This is a genomic window from Methylobacterium sp. 2A, from assembly GCF_009806555.1.
In the GTDB taxonomy this organism is placed as follows: Bacteria; Pseudomonadota; Alphaproteobacteria; order Rhizobiales; family Beijerinckiaceae; genus Methylobacterium.
This window is the reverse complement of the sequence record NZ_VUOK01000062.1, coordinates 108023-121837: the sequence shown is the minus strand read 5'-3', so window position 1 is coordinate 121837 and position 13815 is coordinate 108023. Positions and strand designations below refer to the sequence as shown.

Sequence of the window (13815 nt, the reverse complement as noted above, 5' to 3'; positions counted from 1 at the left end):
TGCCCTCACACCGCGCTGCGCGGCCCCTCGATCTGGCCGCTCGCCTGCACCCCGGTCGCGGTCAGCGGCGTGATGCGCAAGGTGGTGATCCGGTTCTTGGCCTTGCGCAGCACCTGGAAGCGGAAGCCGTGGAAATTGAAGGCCGTTCCCTGGTCGGGGATGGTCCGGGCCTCGTGGATCACGAGGCCCGCGATGGTGGTGGCCTCCTCGTCGGGCAGGTTCCAGTCCATCGCCCGGTTGAGGTCGCGGATCGGCACGCCGCCATCGACATTGACCGAGCCATCCCCCTGCGGCCGCACCCCGGAGACCGCGACGTCGTGCTCGTCGGCGATCTCGCCGACGATCTCCTCCAGGATGTCCTCCAGGGTCACCAGCCCCATCACCTCGCCGTACTCGTCGACCACCAGGGCGAAGTGGGTCTTCTTGGTCAGGAACGCCTTGAGCTGGGCGCGCAGCGACGTCGTGCCCGGCACGAACCACGTCTCCAGCGCCAGCGCCTCGACCTTGAGGCCCGAGGCGTCGCCCCCCGCGGCATCGAGCGCCCGCAGCAGGTCCTTGGCGTGGAGCACCCCGATGATGTTCTCCGGCGTCCCCCGCCACAGGGGCATCCGCGTGTAGGGCGAGGACAGCACCGCCCGCACGATGTCCTCGGAGGGCTGGTCGGCGTCGATCGCGCGCATCTTGGTTCGGTGGACCATCACGTCGGAGACGGTCAGCTCCGACAGGTCGAGGAGGCCGCCCAGCATGTCGCGCTCGGCCTTGGCGACCCCGCCCTCCCGGTGCATCAGCGCCACCTGCCCGCGCAATTCCTCGGCGGCGGTGAGGATCGACTGGTGCTCGCCGATCGTCACGCCGAACGGCTTCAGCATCAGCCGCACCACCTGCTCGATGGCGATGGCCAGCGGCCCCATCAGCGCCACCGCGAAGGCGACCGGCCGGGCCGTGATCAGCGCGGTCTGGTCGGGCTTGGAGATGGCGAGCGTCTTCGGCAGCACCTCGGCGAAGACGATGACCAGCACCGACATGCCGATCGTGGCGTAGATCACGCCGCTCTTGCCGAACAAAGCCGTCAGCACGCTGGTGGTGAAGGCCGAGGCGCCGATCGCCACGATGTTGTAGCCGATCAGCATGGCGCCGATGAAGCGCTCGCGGATCGCCAGGATGCGGTTGACGATCGCCGCCCGCGGATCGCCCGCCTGCTCCAGCGTGTGCATCCGCGCCCGGGATGCGGCCGTGAAGGCGGTCTCGGCCCCCGCGAAGAAGGCCGAGAGCAGGAGCGAGATCACCACGATGCTCGCGGCGAACCACAGGTCGATTTCGGTGTCCATCGGTTCCGTCAGGCCAGCCCACAACGGCGAGTCGGCCGCCCATATAGCGGCTCGCGCGGTTTATTGCGCGCCGATCCGCCGGACCGTCCACGTCGCCCAGTAGACCGGCCGGCCGTAGAGGCTCGACGTGTCGCGGCCGGAGGCGGTCGGGGCGAGCCGGTCGAGCCAGGTCAGGAAGCCGGCCTTGTTGGGGTAGATCGCGGGCGTGTCGAGGTTTCCTTCCGCGTCCGTCATCCAGAAATGGGCGCTCCGGTCGAAGCGGCCGCTGCCGTCGCCCCCCGAGCGCAGGCCGAGATAGGCCGGCGAGCGGCCCGCCTCCACCGGGTCGGCGTAGAGCTTGAGGGCACCGATCCCGTCGAGGTTCATGTCGGCGGTGTATTGCAGGCAGATATCAGCCACCGGGCCGCCCGGCGCGTTGGCCGGCCGCTGGCAGGTATAGGACACCGCCCAGCGCTGCATCCCCTTGGCGCGCGCCACCCGCACGAGGCTCCCCGGCGGCAGGGGGCCGGCGAGCTTCTTCGCCACCGACCAGACCTTCGGGCCGGAGAGGTCCTGCGCGGTGCGCAGGTAGAGCGCGGTGCGCCGCTTCTCGGGGGCGAGGCCGCAATCCTCCGGCAGCACGTCCGTGTAGACGTAGTGATAGGTGCGATCGACGATGCTGATCGAGCCGGCGAGCCCGTGCGTCTCGAAGGCCGGGGCCGTGCAGGCGGAGGCCACCGGCTTGCCGGCCGCGTCGATCACCGGCGCGGGATTGGGCGGGTCGCTCCGCCCGCGGCCGGTGCCGGCCTGGAACGGCGTCCAGGTCAGCCCGTAGCCGTCGGCGGTGCGGGTGCGGATCTCGAAGCTCTGGAAGTCCAGGGTGCGGGCCTCGATCTGGACCCGGCGCCGGACATCGGCCGGCCCCTGCCCGGTCTCGTCCGGCTCGGTCCGCCGACGCCCGCGCCGACGGCGCGGCGGCGCGTCGTCCTGGGCGGCGGCCACGCCCACCCGCTCCTGCCCGAGCAGGAAGACGTAGCTGTAGGCCTCGCCGGCCCAGTCGCGGCCGGCGATCGCGATCGGATCGCGCGGGCCGATCCCCTCGGCCGAGGGCGTCGGCTCGGACCAGCCGCGGGACCGGGTGCGTTCCTCCGGCAGGTCCACCCAGAACCGGTCGGCCGAGGGCGGCAGCGTCGTGACCAGAGCCTCGAAGGTGCGGCCCGTGCGCAGCGACCCGCCGTCCCGGCTGTCGGTGGCGCGGCGCTCGGGGCAGGGCTCCTCGCGGCGGGACGCGACCGGGGTCTGGCCCTGGAACACGGCCTGGAGCGGCCCGGGCGCCTCGGTGCGCGGGAGCTTCAGGATCTGCACGCCGCGCACGAAGGCGCAGGGCGCCGGCGCGATCAGCACGCCCTCGGCCTCCGAGCCGTCGCGGCAGATTTCCAGGCCCCCGCCGCCGGTCACGTAGCAGCTCGGCGCGCTGCCCTCGAAGCCCGCGGACCGCGCCGCCCCCCGATCCGGTGCCACCAGGGCGGAGGCGGCCAGGATGCCGAGGCCGCAGAGGGCCGGAAGCAGCGCGGCCGCGCGCCGGGACCTGCAATCATGAGCTCGGGGATCGACGGTATCGGCGGGCGATATGCGGGCAGTCTTCTGAGAAACCACGTCAATCGCCAGTTTTGATCCGGTCGTCGGGGAAATCTCGCTGGCTCTAGCCCACGACCACCCGGCCGGGAAGGGGCGCCGACCACGCATGCACCGTTCGGTGGGGATGGGGCGAACCCGGCGCCCGCTCGCCCGTTGTCGCGGCTTGAGGGCCCAGCGGGGCCGACCGTCTCAGCGTTTGGAGAGCAGCGCATGGATATCGCCGTCGAAACCGTCACCGACATCGTCATGCGGCTGCGGGCCATCGAGGTGAAGGAGGGGAACACCGATCCGGATTCGGGCTCCAACCCGATCGATGACGGCTCCACCGACGTACTGATCTCCGGCACCGACGACGCCACGGAGGACGAGGTCCGCGGCATGATCGCCGGGCTCGACGACGATGCCCGCGCGGAGCTGCTGGCCCTGCTCTATATCGGGCGCGGCGACATGGAGCCGGAGGAATGGGGTGAGGCGGTCCGCTTCGCCCGGGAGCGCGAGGCGGCCGGCGACGGCGCCGTGAAGGAACTGCTGGGCTCGCCCGATGCCGGGGACCTCCTGGAAGAAGGCCTGGACGCCCTGGGGCTGAGCCCCGAGCTCCCGCAGGCCTGATCGCCGCCGCCGTGGCGATCCGGGTGGCCTCCCGCGTGCGCCGGGGCGCCGGCAAGGCGCTTCGGGTCCTCGTCCGGCCCGTCCGCCGGGCGCAGGGGCATGGCGGCAAGGGCCGCGGCGGACTCGTGGTCGAGCCTTATCGCGGCTACGGCTCGCGGGAGGCGATCTTCCTGATCGGCCGGGTCTTTCGCCAATCCCCCGGCATTCCCGGCGAGGATCCGGACTCCCTGCGGGCGCAGTGGCGCGACCTGCGTCGCCGCGTAGCCCGGCGGACGGTCGCTGGGGCCTGCATCGCCGCCCGGTTCGGCGGCGATGCGGTGCGGGTCGAGACCGACCGGGACGGCTATTTCCGCGTGCACCTGCACCCGCACGACCCGCCCGCCGACCCGGGGGGGTGGCATCCGGTCGAGCTGGTCCTCGAAAGCGATCCGCCGATCCCGGCCGAGGGTGCGGTGTTCATCCCGCCCGACGATTGCCGCTGCGTCGTGGTCAGCGACATCGACGACACGGTGATGCGCACCGGCGTCGCCAACAAGCTGAAGATGCTCTGGCGGCTCTTCGTGGAGGATGCCGAGAGCCGCGTCGCCTTCCCGGGCGTCGCCGCCCTGTACCGCGCCCTGCACGCGGGCGCGGGCGGCGCGGAGGGCAACCCGATGCTCTATGTCTCCCGCGCCCCCTGGGGCCTCTACGAGATGCTGTCGGAGTTCTTCCAGCGGCACGGCATCCCGGCGGGGCCGGTGCTGTTCCTGCGGGAATGGGGCCTCTCCTGGACGCACCCGCTGCCGCGCCGGGCGACCGACCACAAGCAGGCGCTGATCCGGCACATGCTCGCCCTCTACCGGGACCTGCCCTTCGTGCTGATCGGCGACAGCGGCCAGCACGATCCGGAGGTCTACGCGCAGATCGTGGAGGAGAATCCCGGGCGGGTGCTGGCGGTCTACATCCGCAACGTGTCCCGCAATGCCGCGCGGATCGAGGAGATCGTGCGCCTGGCGGGCGCCGTCGCCCGGGCCGGGTCCAGCCTCGTGCTCGCCGCCGACAGCGTCGCCATGGCCGAGCACGCGGCCGCGATCGGCCTGATCGCCCCGGATTCCGTCGCGGGGGTCGCCGACGAGCACGCTGCCGCCGCCGAGACCGGGCCGCGCGGCGAGACCGCTCGGATCACGCCGGAGCCCGCGGGACCTGCCGCCGAGGCCCCCATCGCGCCGGAGGCGATCGCCGACGCTTTGGCGGGCGACGACACGGTGCCGGCGACCCTCGTGGTCGAGCCGCAAACGCCGGCCACGCTCCCGCGCCTCGACGCCTGAACGCGCGGTCGCGAACGTCATTCGCGGCGCTGGCCGAGCCCGATCCCTCCGATATCTGCTGTGCACGCGCAGTCCGCCCCCGCCGAGACGGGGTTCGCAGACCGGACTGCCGCATGAGGAACCGAGATGCGCCTGAGCCTGTCCGCGCTGCTGTTGATCGCCTGTGGCACCCAAGCGGCCTTCGGGCAGGCCGCGCCCGCGGCGGGGGCCGAGCGCCCCTTCGCGCAGCTGGAGGCCGAGATCGGGGCGGCCAATGCCGCGCCGGGTCCGCGGACCGTCCCGGCCAAGGTCGTGCCGGTGCCGGACACGGTGAGCCCGCAATTCCGCACGGCCGTGGCGGCGCCCTACCGCGCGCCGGCCTGGAATGCGAACCCGCCGGATGCCGCGGCCTGGAAGGCGCTGGTCGACAAGCTCGCCGCCGCCGGGACCGCCGCCCTCCCCGCTTTGCGCGAAAAACTCGGCGTCACCAGCGAGGCTGCGGTGATCGGCGGCGTGAAGGCCTTCGTGATCCAGCCCCGGCAGATCCCCGAGGCCAACCGCAACCGGCTGCTCCTGCACATCCACGGCGGCGGCTACGTCTACAATCCCGGCGAGGCCGGCACGCTTGAGGCGATCCTGATGGCCGGCCTCGGCGGCTTCAGGATCATCTCCGTGGATTACCGGATGCCGCCCGATGCCCCCTACCCCGCCGCCATGGACGACGCGACGGCGGTCTGGCGCGCCATGCAGACCATGCAGAAGCCGCAGAACATGGCGGTGTTCGGCACCTCGACCGGCGGCGGCATGACCCTGGCTCTGATGCTGCGCGCCAAGGCCGAGGGGCTGGCGCTGCCGGCCGCCATCGGCCTCGGCACGCCCTGGGCCGACATGACCGAGACCGGCGACAGCTACCGGACCAACGAATGGATCGACAACGTCCTCGTCAGCTATTCCGGCTACCTCACGCCGGCCGCCAGGCTCTACGCCAACGGCCGCGACCTGAAGGACCCGCAGCTCTCGCCGATCAACGGCGACTTCTCAGGCCTGCCGCCTGCGCTCCTGATCACGGGTACCCGCGACCTGTTCCTGTCGAACACGGTGCGCACCCACCGCAAGCTGCGCGCCGCCGGGATCGAGGCCTCCCTGCAGGTGTTCGAGGGGATGTCGCACGCCCAATACCTGATGACGCCGGACGCGCCTGAGACCAAGGAGGCGTTCGGCGAGATGGCCCGGTTCTTCGACGCTCATCTGGAGCGCTGACGGCCGCGAGCCCGGCACGGTCCTCACGAAATGGTGCAATGCAGCATCGCGATCGGGAGGGTTCACATCCCGGTCGCGGTGCCTAGGTTCGGGCGCTCGCATGCTGGTCCATGCCCTGGAATCCGCTGGAGCCCATTCGTGCAAACCTACACCCTGGCCATTTCCGACGGCGTCCTGTTCGCCTGCCTGCCCGATGAGGCCGACATCGCCTCCGCCATCACGGAGGCGACGGCCGTCAGCTACGGCTTCGGCCTGAACCTCGACATCGTCCGCGGCGCGACCCTGACCAATGCCACCGGGCCGGACGACGAGGTCGTCTGGCAGGAGGGGCCGGACAGCGAATTGCTGGACGAGACGGGGCGCCGCTACCGTTACGCCGTCCGCCGCGCCTGCTGACGCCTTCGCCCCGGCCCTGACGCCGGGCCACGCACCGGTGCTACGCTCCGCCGATGGGGGCGGAAACGACCAGCGCGGGGTGGAGGAGCGGCCTGGTTCGCTTCCTCGTCCTCTACGGCACGCTCTACGGGGCTTACGGCGTCCTTTCGCCGATCCTGCCCGGCTTCCTGGCGGCCCGCGGCCTCGACCCCGGCGAGATCGGAATCCTGCTCGCCGCGGCGGGCGCCCTGCGCCTCGTCATCGGCCCGCTGGCCGGATCCTGGTCCGACCGGCGGCAGGCGGCCCGCCCGATCCTGGCGGCGAGCCTCGCCGTAGCGGGCTTTGCCGTCCTGGCCCACCTGCCCGGCGCCGGGTTCGCGCAGCTGATCGGGCCGGGCCTGCTCTACGCGGCGGGGACGGCCGCCCCCGCCCCGCTCGCCGACGCGCTGGCGCTGGCGGCCGCCCGCGGCGGGGCGGCCTTCCAGTATGGCTGGGTCCGCGCCGCCGGCTCGGCGGCCTTCATCGCGGCGACCGTGGCGGCGGGCTGGCTGATCGCGGCCCTCGGCCTCTCCGCGGCGCTGTGGGCCAGCGGTGCCCTGTTTCTCGCCGCCTCCGCCGCATCCCTCGCCCTGCCGGCCAACCGGGCGAAGGCGGCGGCCGTCGAACCGCCCGGGCGGGGATTCGCAGATCTCGTGGCGCTGCCGCGCTTCCGCCGCACGGTGCTGGCTGCCGCCCTGGTGATCGGCGCACACGCCCTGCATGACGGGTTCGCGATGATCCTGTGGCGCTCCGCCGGGATCCCGGCGGGCACCGCCGGCCTGCTCTGGTCGGTCTCGGTGGCGGCCGAAATCCTCGTCTTCCTGCTCCTTGGGCCGCCCCTCCTGGCGCGGATCGGGCTCCCGGCCGGCATCGCCGTGGCGGCCTGTGCGGGAGCGCTCCGCTGGGCGGCACTCACTTCCACCGTCGTGGTGCCGGCCCTCGCCGCCGTCGAGGCGCTGCACGGCTTGAGCTTCGCGCTCCTGCACCTCGCCTGCCTCGGCCTGATCGAGGAGACGACGCCCCCGGAGCGGCGTGCCACCGCGCTCGCCCTCTACGGGACGCTCGGCCTCGGCCTGTCCGGCGTGCTCGCGACGCTGGCCTCGGGCCTGCTCTACGGCGCCTTCGGTCGGGCGGCCTTCTGGGCGATGGCGGGCCTGAGCCTCGCCGCCCTGCCCCTGGTGCCCGGCCTGCGGACGCGCTGAAGCTGTGGTACGGACCCGGAACGGAGCCGCCCGAAAGCCCGCATGCCCTCTGTCGCCGAGATCCTGATCCCGCTCGCCCTGGACACGCCCTACAGCTACGTGGTGCCGGCGGGGCTCGACCTCGCCCTGGGCGACGTCGTCCAGGTGCCGCTGGGCCCGCGCGAGATCGTCGGCGTCGTCTGGAGCCTCGCCGAGACCGCCGGCGGCTCGAATCTGCGGCCGGTGACGGGCCGCCTGCCCTACCCGCCCCTGTCGGAGCCGCTGCGCAGCCTCGTCGACTGGATCGCCCGCTACACCCTGGCGCCCAAGGGCTCGGCGCTCGCCATGGTGCTGCGCCTGCCCGACGAGGCCAACGCCGCCGAGACGATCCGGGTCGCGGTGCGCATCACCGACAAGCCCCCGTCCCGGCCGACCGCCGCCCGCACCAAGGTCCTGGCGGTGGCCGCCGACGGCGCCCTGCGCGGCAAGAGCGCGCTTGCCAAGGAGGCCGGCGTCTCCCTCTCGGTGGTCGATGGGCTCATCGACGACGGCGCCCTGGAGACCGTGGCGGTCGAGCCCGAGCCGGTCGCCCCGCGTCCCGATCCCGACTTCCCGCGGACGCCGCTCTCCCCCGCGCAGGGCGAGGCGGTCGATGAACTCCTGACGGGCTTCCCCTGGCACCGGCCACCCGCCGACGCCGCGCCCGCCGACCTGCGGCCGGTCCTGCTGGAGGGCGTCACCGGTTCAGGCAAGACCGAGGTCTATTTCGAGGCGGTGGCGGCCTGCATCCGGGCGGGGCTCCAGGCGCTGATCCTGATGCCCGAGATCGCGCTCACGGCGCAGTTCCTCGACCGGTTCGCGGCGCGGTTCGGGGTGCGGCCGGCGGCGTGGCATTCCGGGATCGGTGGCAAACGGCGCGAGCGGCTGCGGGCCGCGGTCGCCGAGGGCGAGGCTTTGGTGGTGGTCGGCGCCCGCTCGGCCCTGTTCCTGCCCTTCGCGCGGCTCGGCCTGATCGTGGTCGATGAGGAGCACGAGACCGCCTACAAGCAGGAGGACGGCGTCCACTACCATGCTCGCGACATGGCGGTGGTGCGCGGGCGCCTCGAAGGCTGCCCGGTGGTGCTGACCTCGGCGACGCCCGCCATCGAGACGCGGGTGAATGCGGCGCGCGGCCGCTACCGGCACGTGCTCCTGCCCGAGCGCTTCGGCGGCCGGCAGATGCCCGATATCGCGGCGATCGACATGCGCCGGGACCAGCCCGAGCGCGGGCGCTTCCTCAGCCCGCCGCTGGTCAACGCGGTCAAGCATACGCTGGAGCGCGGCGAGCAGGCGCTATTGTTCCTCAACCGCCGGGGCTACGCGCCGCTGACCCTGTGCCGGGCCTGCGGCCACCGCTATCAGTGCAAGAACTGCTCGACCTGGCTCGTGGAGCACCGCTTCCGCCGGGCGCTCGTCTGCCACCAATGCGGCTACGCCGAGCGGCGGCCGGAGGCCTGCACCGAGTGCGGCACCTTCGACAACCTCACCGCCTGCGGCCCCGGCGTCGAGCGGATCGCCGAGGAGGCGGCCGAGGTGTTTCCGGGCCGGCGCATCGTCGTGCTGTCGAGCGACTTCCCCGGGGGCGCCGAGCGCCTGCGGCAGGAGCTCGACGCCGTGGCGGCCGGCGAGTGCGACGTCGTGATCGGTACGCAGCTCGTGGCCAAGGGCCACAACTTCCCGTTCCTGACGCTGGTCGGCGTGCTCGACGCCGATATCGGCCTGACCTCGGGCGACCCTCGGGCCGCGGAGCGCACCTTCCAGCTGCTCCAGCAGGTCACCGGCCGGGCCGGGCGCGGCGAGAAGCCGGGGCGGGCGCTGGTCCAGACCTACCAGCCGGACCATCCGGTGATCGCCGCCTTGTTATCGGGGGATGCCGAGCGGTTCTATCAGGAGGAGATCCAGGCCCGCGAGGCGGCCGGTCTGCCGCCCTTCGGGCGGCTCGCCGCGCTGATCGTCTCGGCGAGCGACCGCGCGGTCGCGGAGGCGCATGGGCAGGCGCTCGCCCGCGCGGCGGATCCGCCGGAGGGCGTGATGGTGCTGGGACCCGCCGAGGCGCCGCTCGCCCTGGTGCGGGGGCGCTACCGCTTCCGGCTGCTGGTGAAGACCGAGCGCAACGTCGATCTCCAGGGCTACCTGCGGGCCTGGCTCGTCCGGGGGCCGAAGGTGCGCGGCAATGTCCGGGTCGCGATCGATGTCGACCCGCAGAGCTTTTTGTAGGAGACTCGTCTACACGGGCCGCGGATCCCGGGCCGGAGACCGGCTCAGGGGCGCGGGCGGTTCCCGGAGGAGCGATCAGTGCTGACCTACACCAAGACGCCGGATTCGAATGTCGCCGAGATCGTGGTCGACGGGAAGATCACCGACGAGGAGATGAACGCGGCGATGACCGCCATGAAGGCCGACCTCGACAAGGGCGGCAAGATCAAGCTGCTCGAGGACATCCGCACCTTCGAGGGCATGGAGCCGGCGGCCTTCTTCAAGGACCCGCGCTTCGGCTTCTCGATGATGAAGAGCGTGAGCCACGTCGCCCTGGTCACGGACGCGCCCTGGCTGAAGGCTTTGGCCGAGACCTTCAACTTCGTCTCGCCGACGCAGATCAAGGTGTTCGAGCGCGCCCGCCTCGACGAGGCGCGCAGCTGGCTCGCCGCGGCGGCCTGAGCGGGCTATTCGGCCTGCGCGGTGCGGGTGTCGCTGCGCCGCGCGGTCCAGTGGCCGGAGCAGAGCGACGAGACCCTCCAGGTGCCGGCGCCGGTTCCGGCCTGAAGCCGGCCCGTCCCGGTGCCGCTCGCCGTACCGTTGCTCACGGTGAGCCCGACGGTGCCGTCGGCGCCGACATGGCCGTTCACCCGGGCTCCCGCGCTGCCCGACACGAGCTGAACCTGTCCCTCCCGGATGGCGAGCGCGTAGCTGTAGCGCGCGTTGCACAGGCCGCTCTCGGTCACCAGTTCCACCGACCACGTGCCGTTATGCGCATCGGGCTCCGCGGAGGCGGGAGCATGGATCGGCAGGGACAGGCCGGTGGCGAGGGCCGCGAGGGCGAGGGATTTGATCATGCAGGGTCGTCTTTCAGCGATGCGGGTGCCGCACAGGACGGCCCGCAGAATCGTCGATCGAGGATGACTCGACGCTGAACGCGCGGCGCGGCAAGACTATGGCCGGTGAGGATGTCCGGCGAGATCAGATCTTATAGCGGAGCTGGATCCGATAGTCGACCCGCGGCGACCCGATGCTTGGCCGTATCCTGCGGGAGCGCAGAGCGTTGCTTGTGCTCAGGCGGTTGATCGGACCTGAGCGTCGAGGTGTACCCGAGCCGCGGATCTCCCCTCTCCCCGCACGCGGGGAGAGGCCCGCACGGACCTCGTCGTCCGTGCGGGAAGCGAGAGGCGAAGCCGGAGCGGCGGTGAGGGGGCGATTCCGGAAGAGACTCCTTCGTTCAAGCCCCCTCACCTTCGGCTGCCGCCTCGCTCCGGCGACGACAAGGTCGCCGGAGCCCTCTCCCCGCACGCGGGGAGAGGGGTTTTCCCGGGGCTCTCGTTAGCGCAGTGGGCGATGTGTGAAGCCGCAAGCTTCTGCGCAGGAGGGAAGAAGGGGCGAGCCGCGCGTTCTCCCCCGCGAGCGCCCCGCCCTCAATCCACCAGCGGCCGCGCCTCCTCCGGCAGCATGATCGGGATGCCGTCGCGGATCGGGTAGGCGAGCTTGGCGGAACGGCTGATCAGTTCCTGGCGGGCGGAATCGTATTCCAGAGTGCCCTTGGTCAGCGGACAGACCAGGATCTCCAGGAGCTTCGGGTCGACGCGGGTCGCCTCGACGGGGGCTGTCAGCTCGTTGCTCATCGTGCCTGAAACCTACTGCATCGTCGATTCGGGGCCTGCGCCGCGAACCAGTTCCATCTGGGTGACCGCGATCAGGATCTCCGCCCGGGTCTTCAGGTCCGGGGCCTCCAGCATCGCCTGCTTCTCGCGGACGCCGAACGGGCTCATCATGCAGAGGGCGTTGACCAGCGCCTCGTCGGGCGCCTCGTCGATCCCCGCCCAATCCACCTTGAGGTCGTTCGACTCCACGAAGTCGCGGAGCGCCTTCAGCACGCCCGCACGGTCGACATGCTCCTCGCCCGCCCGGGGCGCGAAGTCCACCGCGAAGGCGTCGTACGAGACATGGCAGCGCCGGTAGAGGCTGGCGGAGGCCAGCTCGCTCTCGACCCGGAAGCGGCTGATCCCGGTGAGCGAGATCAGGTAGCGCCCGTCGCCGGTCTCGGCATATTGCGTGATCCGGCCGGCGCAGCCGACACGGTAGAGCTTCGGGTTCAGGCCGCCCGCATTCTCCGGATCGGGCTGGATCATCCCGATGATCCGGTCGGTCCGCATCGCGTCGTCGACCATCGCCAGGTAGCGGGGCTCGAAGATGTTCAGCGGCATCTGTCCCCGCGGCAGCAGCAGCGCACCCGAGAGGGGAAAGACCGGGATCACCGCGGGGCAGTCCGCCGGGCCCTTGTAGCTCGCATGGGTGCTCATGGCGCCTCCCAGAGGGGCGGACGGGTGGGCCGGAGCGCGAGCCGGCGCCTCACGAGAACAGAAGCGCCGAGAGCTTGCGTCGCCCGCGGATCGTGTCGGGATCCATCACGCCCCAGGCTTCGAAGAATTGCAGGAGCTGCTTGCGCGCCCCGTCGTCGTTCCAGTCCTTGTCGCGCTTGCGCAGCTCGATCAGGTGATCGACCGCCTGACCGCGCTCGCCCCGCGCCGCCAGGGCCAAAGCGAGGTCGAACCGCGCCTGATGGGCATCCGGATCGGCCTCGACCGCCCGCTGCAGGCCCGCGAGATCACCGAGCGAGGCGGCCTGCTCGGCGAGTTCCAGGGCGGCCCGGATGCCGGCGAGCGCCGGGTCATTGGCCTTCGCCTCCGGAACCATCGCCAGCACGCGCTTGGCGTTCTCGACCTCGCCGGCATCGAGCTGCATCTTGGCGAGCCCCGCCAGCGCCGGGACGTTGTCGGGCTGCTGCTCCAGAACCGCCGCGTAGATCTCGGAGGCGCCCGCGAGGTCGCCCTCCTCGATCAGGGCCGCCGCATCCGCGAGCGCGGCCTCGACCGGATCCTGGACCGGCCCGGCCACCCGCCCGATCAGCTCCTTGATCTGGCTCTCCGGCACCGCGCCCATGAAGCCGTCGACCGGCTGGCCCTTCTGGAAGACGATCACCGCCGGGATCGACTGGATGCCGAGCTGACCCGCGATCGAGGGGTGCTCGTCGATGTTCATCTTCACTAGGACGACCGCGCCCGCGGCCTCCTTGACGACCTTCTCCAGCACCGGCGTGAGCTGTTTGCAGGGTCCGCACCAGGGCGCCCAGAAATCGACCAGAACGGGCCGGTTCATCGACTCGGCGAGCACATCCTGACGGAAGCTCGCGGTGGTCGTGTCCTTGATCAGGGCGCCGGTGTCGCTGGCCGGCGGCGTGCCTCCGGCGAGGGTGTCGTTGAGCATCGGTCTGGCTTCGGAACTTTTTTGCTGGAGCCCCTTAAATGGGGCTTCCGAAGCCGTCTGACCAGCCCGGATCGGGTTACCCTGCTCAGCGCGCCGGCGGGGCGGCCGGCGCGCCGGCGGCGGCTTTGGCGGCCGTCACGAAGGTCCCCGCGAAGGCGCGCCCGTCGGCCGCGCGCGCCTCGCAGGTGATCGCCGTGCGCCCCGGTTCCGGCGTGGAGAACCGGCAGGCGCCGATCGCCAGCGTCGGGGCGGCGTCCTGGCCGAGGGTCACGACGTTGATCGGCTGCAGCGGATCGGTCTCCTCGGTGGCCTCCTGCTGGGCACCGTTGCCGCTGAAGCTGAGACTCTGGCCGTCCGAGGTGGTGAAATCGAAGCGCGTGCGGTTGCGGCTGACCGCGTTGGTCAGGACCGGGCTGCAGGCGGCGCTCAGATCCTGCGTGCCGATGACGAGTTTCTCGCAGGTCCCCTCCAGCCGCAGCGCCGCCTGGGCGTGCGCGGCTGCGGGCAGGCTGACGAGGGCGCAGAACAGGGCAAGGCGCAGGCGGGTCGTCATGGCGTGTCGGGCGTCCTCCGGTTGCAGGCCGAACTAGGCTCCGCAGGGCGGAC

14 protein-coding genes are annotated in these 13815 nt (G+C 72.0%); 7 read left to right on the top strand and 7 right to left on the bottom strand.

From position 1 onward, the window contains the following. Window positions 1-5: 5 nt before the first annotated feature. Entirely contained in the window at window positions 6-1328 is a 1323-nt protein-coding gene (locus FVE89_RS28990) for an HlyC/CorC family transporter (protein WP_161393614.1), read from the bottom strand. 60 nt (window positions 1329-1388) lie between these two features. Beyond that, window positions 1389-2963, bottom strand: coding sequence for a hypothetical protein (locus FVE89_RS28985; RefSeq protein ID WP_161393613.1), 1575 nt, complete (start codon window positions 2961-2963; stop codon window positions 1389-1391). Between the two features lie 192 nt (window positions 2964-3155). Here FVE89_RS28985 and FVE89_RS28980 point away from each other — a divergent pair, with 192 nt between their 5' ends. The 7 genes from FVE89_RS28980 to FVE89_RS28950 all read left to right on the top strand — a co-directional run bounded on the left by FVE89_RS28980 (window position 3156) and on the right by FVE89_RS28950 (window position 10392). Next, window positions 3156-3554 (top strand): DUF3775 domain-containing protein, encoded by a 399-nt coding sequence (locus tag FVE89_RS28980; protein ID WP_161393612.1) that lies wholly within the window; start codon window positions 3156-3158, stop codon window positions 3552-3554. Between the two features lie 23 nt (window positions 3555-3577). Continuing rightward, window positions 3578-4861: a phosphatase domain-containing protein gene (locus tag FVE89_RS28975; protein ID WP_161393730.1), complete on the top strand. Its 1284-nt coding sequence runs from the start codon at window positions 3578-3580 to the stop codon at window positions 4859-4861. Between the two features lie 126 nt (window positions 4862-4987). Further along, window positions 4988-6100 (top strand): alpha/beta hydrolase, encoded by a 1113-nt coding sequence (locus tag FVE89_RS28970; RefSeq protein WP_161393611.1) that lies wholly within the window; start codon window positions 4988-4990, stop codon window positions 6098-6100. A 138-nt stretch (window positions 6101-6238) separates the two neighbouring features. Beyond that, entirely contained in the window at window positions 6239-6496 is a 258-nt protein-coding gene (locus tag FVE89_RS28965) for a hypothetical protein (RefSeq protein ID WP_161393610.1), read from the top strand. 53 nt (window positions 6497-6549) lie between these two features. Beyond that, window positions 6550-7716: an MFS transporter gene (locus FVE89_RS28960; RefSeq protein WP_161393609.1), complete on the top strand. Its 1167-nt coding sequence runs from the start codon at window positions 6550-6552 to the stop codon at window positions 7714-7716. Between the two features lie 42 nt (window positions 7717-7758). Next, on the top strand, window positions 7759-9951 hold the full coding sequence (locus FVE89_RS28955; protein WP_161393608.1) for a primosomal protein N': 2193 nt from the start codon (window positions 7759-7761) through the stop codon (window positions 9949-9951). A 78-nt stretch (window positions 9952-10029) separates the two neighbouring features. After that, entirely contained in the window at window positions 10030-10392 is a 363-nt protein-coding gene (locus FVE89_RS28950; RefSeq protein ID WP_161393607.1) for an STAS/SEC14 domain-containing protein, read from the top strand. A 5-nt stretch (window positions 10393-10397) separates the two neighbouring features. Here FVE89_RS28950 and FVE89_RS28945 read toward each other — a convergent pair whose 3' ends face one another. From FVE89_RS28945 to FVE89_RS28925, 5 genes are all read right to left on the bottom strand, one after another. Continuing rightward, entirely contained in the window at window positions 10398-10787 is a 390-nt protein-coding gene (locus FVE89_RS28945; protein WP_161393606.1) for a hypothetical protein, read from the bottom strand. A 573-nt stretch (window positions 10788-11360) separates the two neighbouring features. Next, complete coding sequence (locus FVE89_RS28940; protein ID WP_091719133.1) at window positions 11361-11567, bottom strand: Trm112 family protein; 207 nt, start codon at window positions 11565-11567, stop codon at window positions 11361-11363. 12 nt (window positions 11568-11579) lie between these two features. Next, on the bottom strand, window positions 11580-12245 hold the full coding sequence (locus FVE89_RS28935) for an LON peptidase substrate-binding domain-containing protein (protein ID WP_161393605.1): 666 nt from the start codon (window positions 12243-12245) through the stop codon (window positions 11580-11582). 49 nt (window positions 12246-12294) lie between these two features. Further along, window positions 12295-13281, bottom strand: a complete 987-nt coding sequence (trxA, locus tag FVE89_RS28930; RefSeq protein ID WP_342390088.1) for a thioredoxin — start codon at window positions 13279-13281, stop codon at window positions 12295-12297. Between the two features lie 13 nt (window positions 13282-13294). Beyond that, on the bottom strand, window positions 13295-13762 hold the full coding sequence (locus tag FVE89_RS28925; protein WP_161393603.1) for a hypothetical protein: 468 nt from the start codon (window positions 13760-13762) through the stop codon (window positions 13295-13297). Between the last annotated feature and the right edge of the window lie 53 nt (window positions 13763-13815).

Bases quoted from the DNA above. Each gene is read 5' to 3' on its own strand.
- FVE89_RS28990 (WP_161393614.1), bottom strand. From the start codon at position 1,328: ATGGACACCGAAATCGACCTGTGGTTCGCCGCGAGCATCGTGGTGATC.
- FVE89_RS28980 (WP_161393612.1), top strand. From the start codon at position 3,156: ATGGATATCGCCGTCGAAACCGTCACCGACATCGTCATGCGGCTGCGG.
- FVE89_RS28940 (WP_091719133.1), bottom strand. From the start codon at position 11,567: ATGAGCAACGAGCTGACAGCCCCCGTCGAGGCGACCCGCGTCGACCCG.
- FVE89_RS28955 (WP_161393608.1), top strand. From the start codon at position 7,759: ATGCCCTCTGTCGCCGAGATCCTGATCCCGCTCGCCCTGGACACGCCC.
- FVE89_RS28925 (WP_161393603.1), bottom strand. From the start codon at position 13,762: ATGACGACCCGCCTGCGCCTTGCCCTGTTCTGCGCCCTCGTCAGCCTG.
- FVE89_RS28970 (WP_161393611.1), top strand. From the start codon at position 4,988: ATGCGCCTGAGCCTGTCCGCGCTGCTGTTGATCGCCTGTGGCACCCAA.
- FVE89_RS28960 (WP_161393609.1), top strand. From the start codon at position 6,550: ATGGGGGCGGAAACGACCAGCGCGGGGTGGAGGAGCGGCCTGGTTCGC.
- FVE89_RS28945 (WP_161393606.1), bottom strand. From the start codon at position 10,787: ATGATCAAATCCCTCGCCCTCGCGGCCCTCGCCACCGGCCTGTCCCTG.
- FVE89_RS28935 (WP_161393605.1), bottom strand. From the start codon at position 12,245: ATGAGCACCCATGCGAGCTACAAGGGCCCGGCGGACTGCCCCGCGGTG.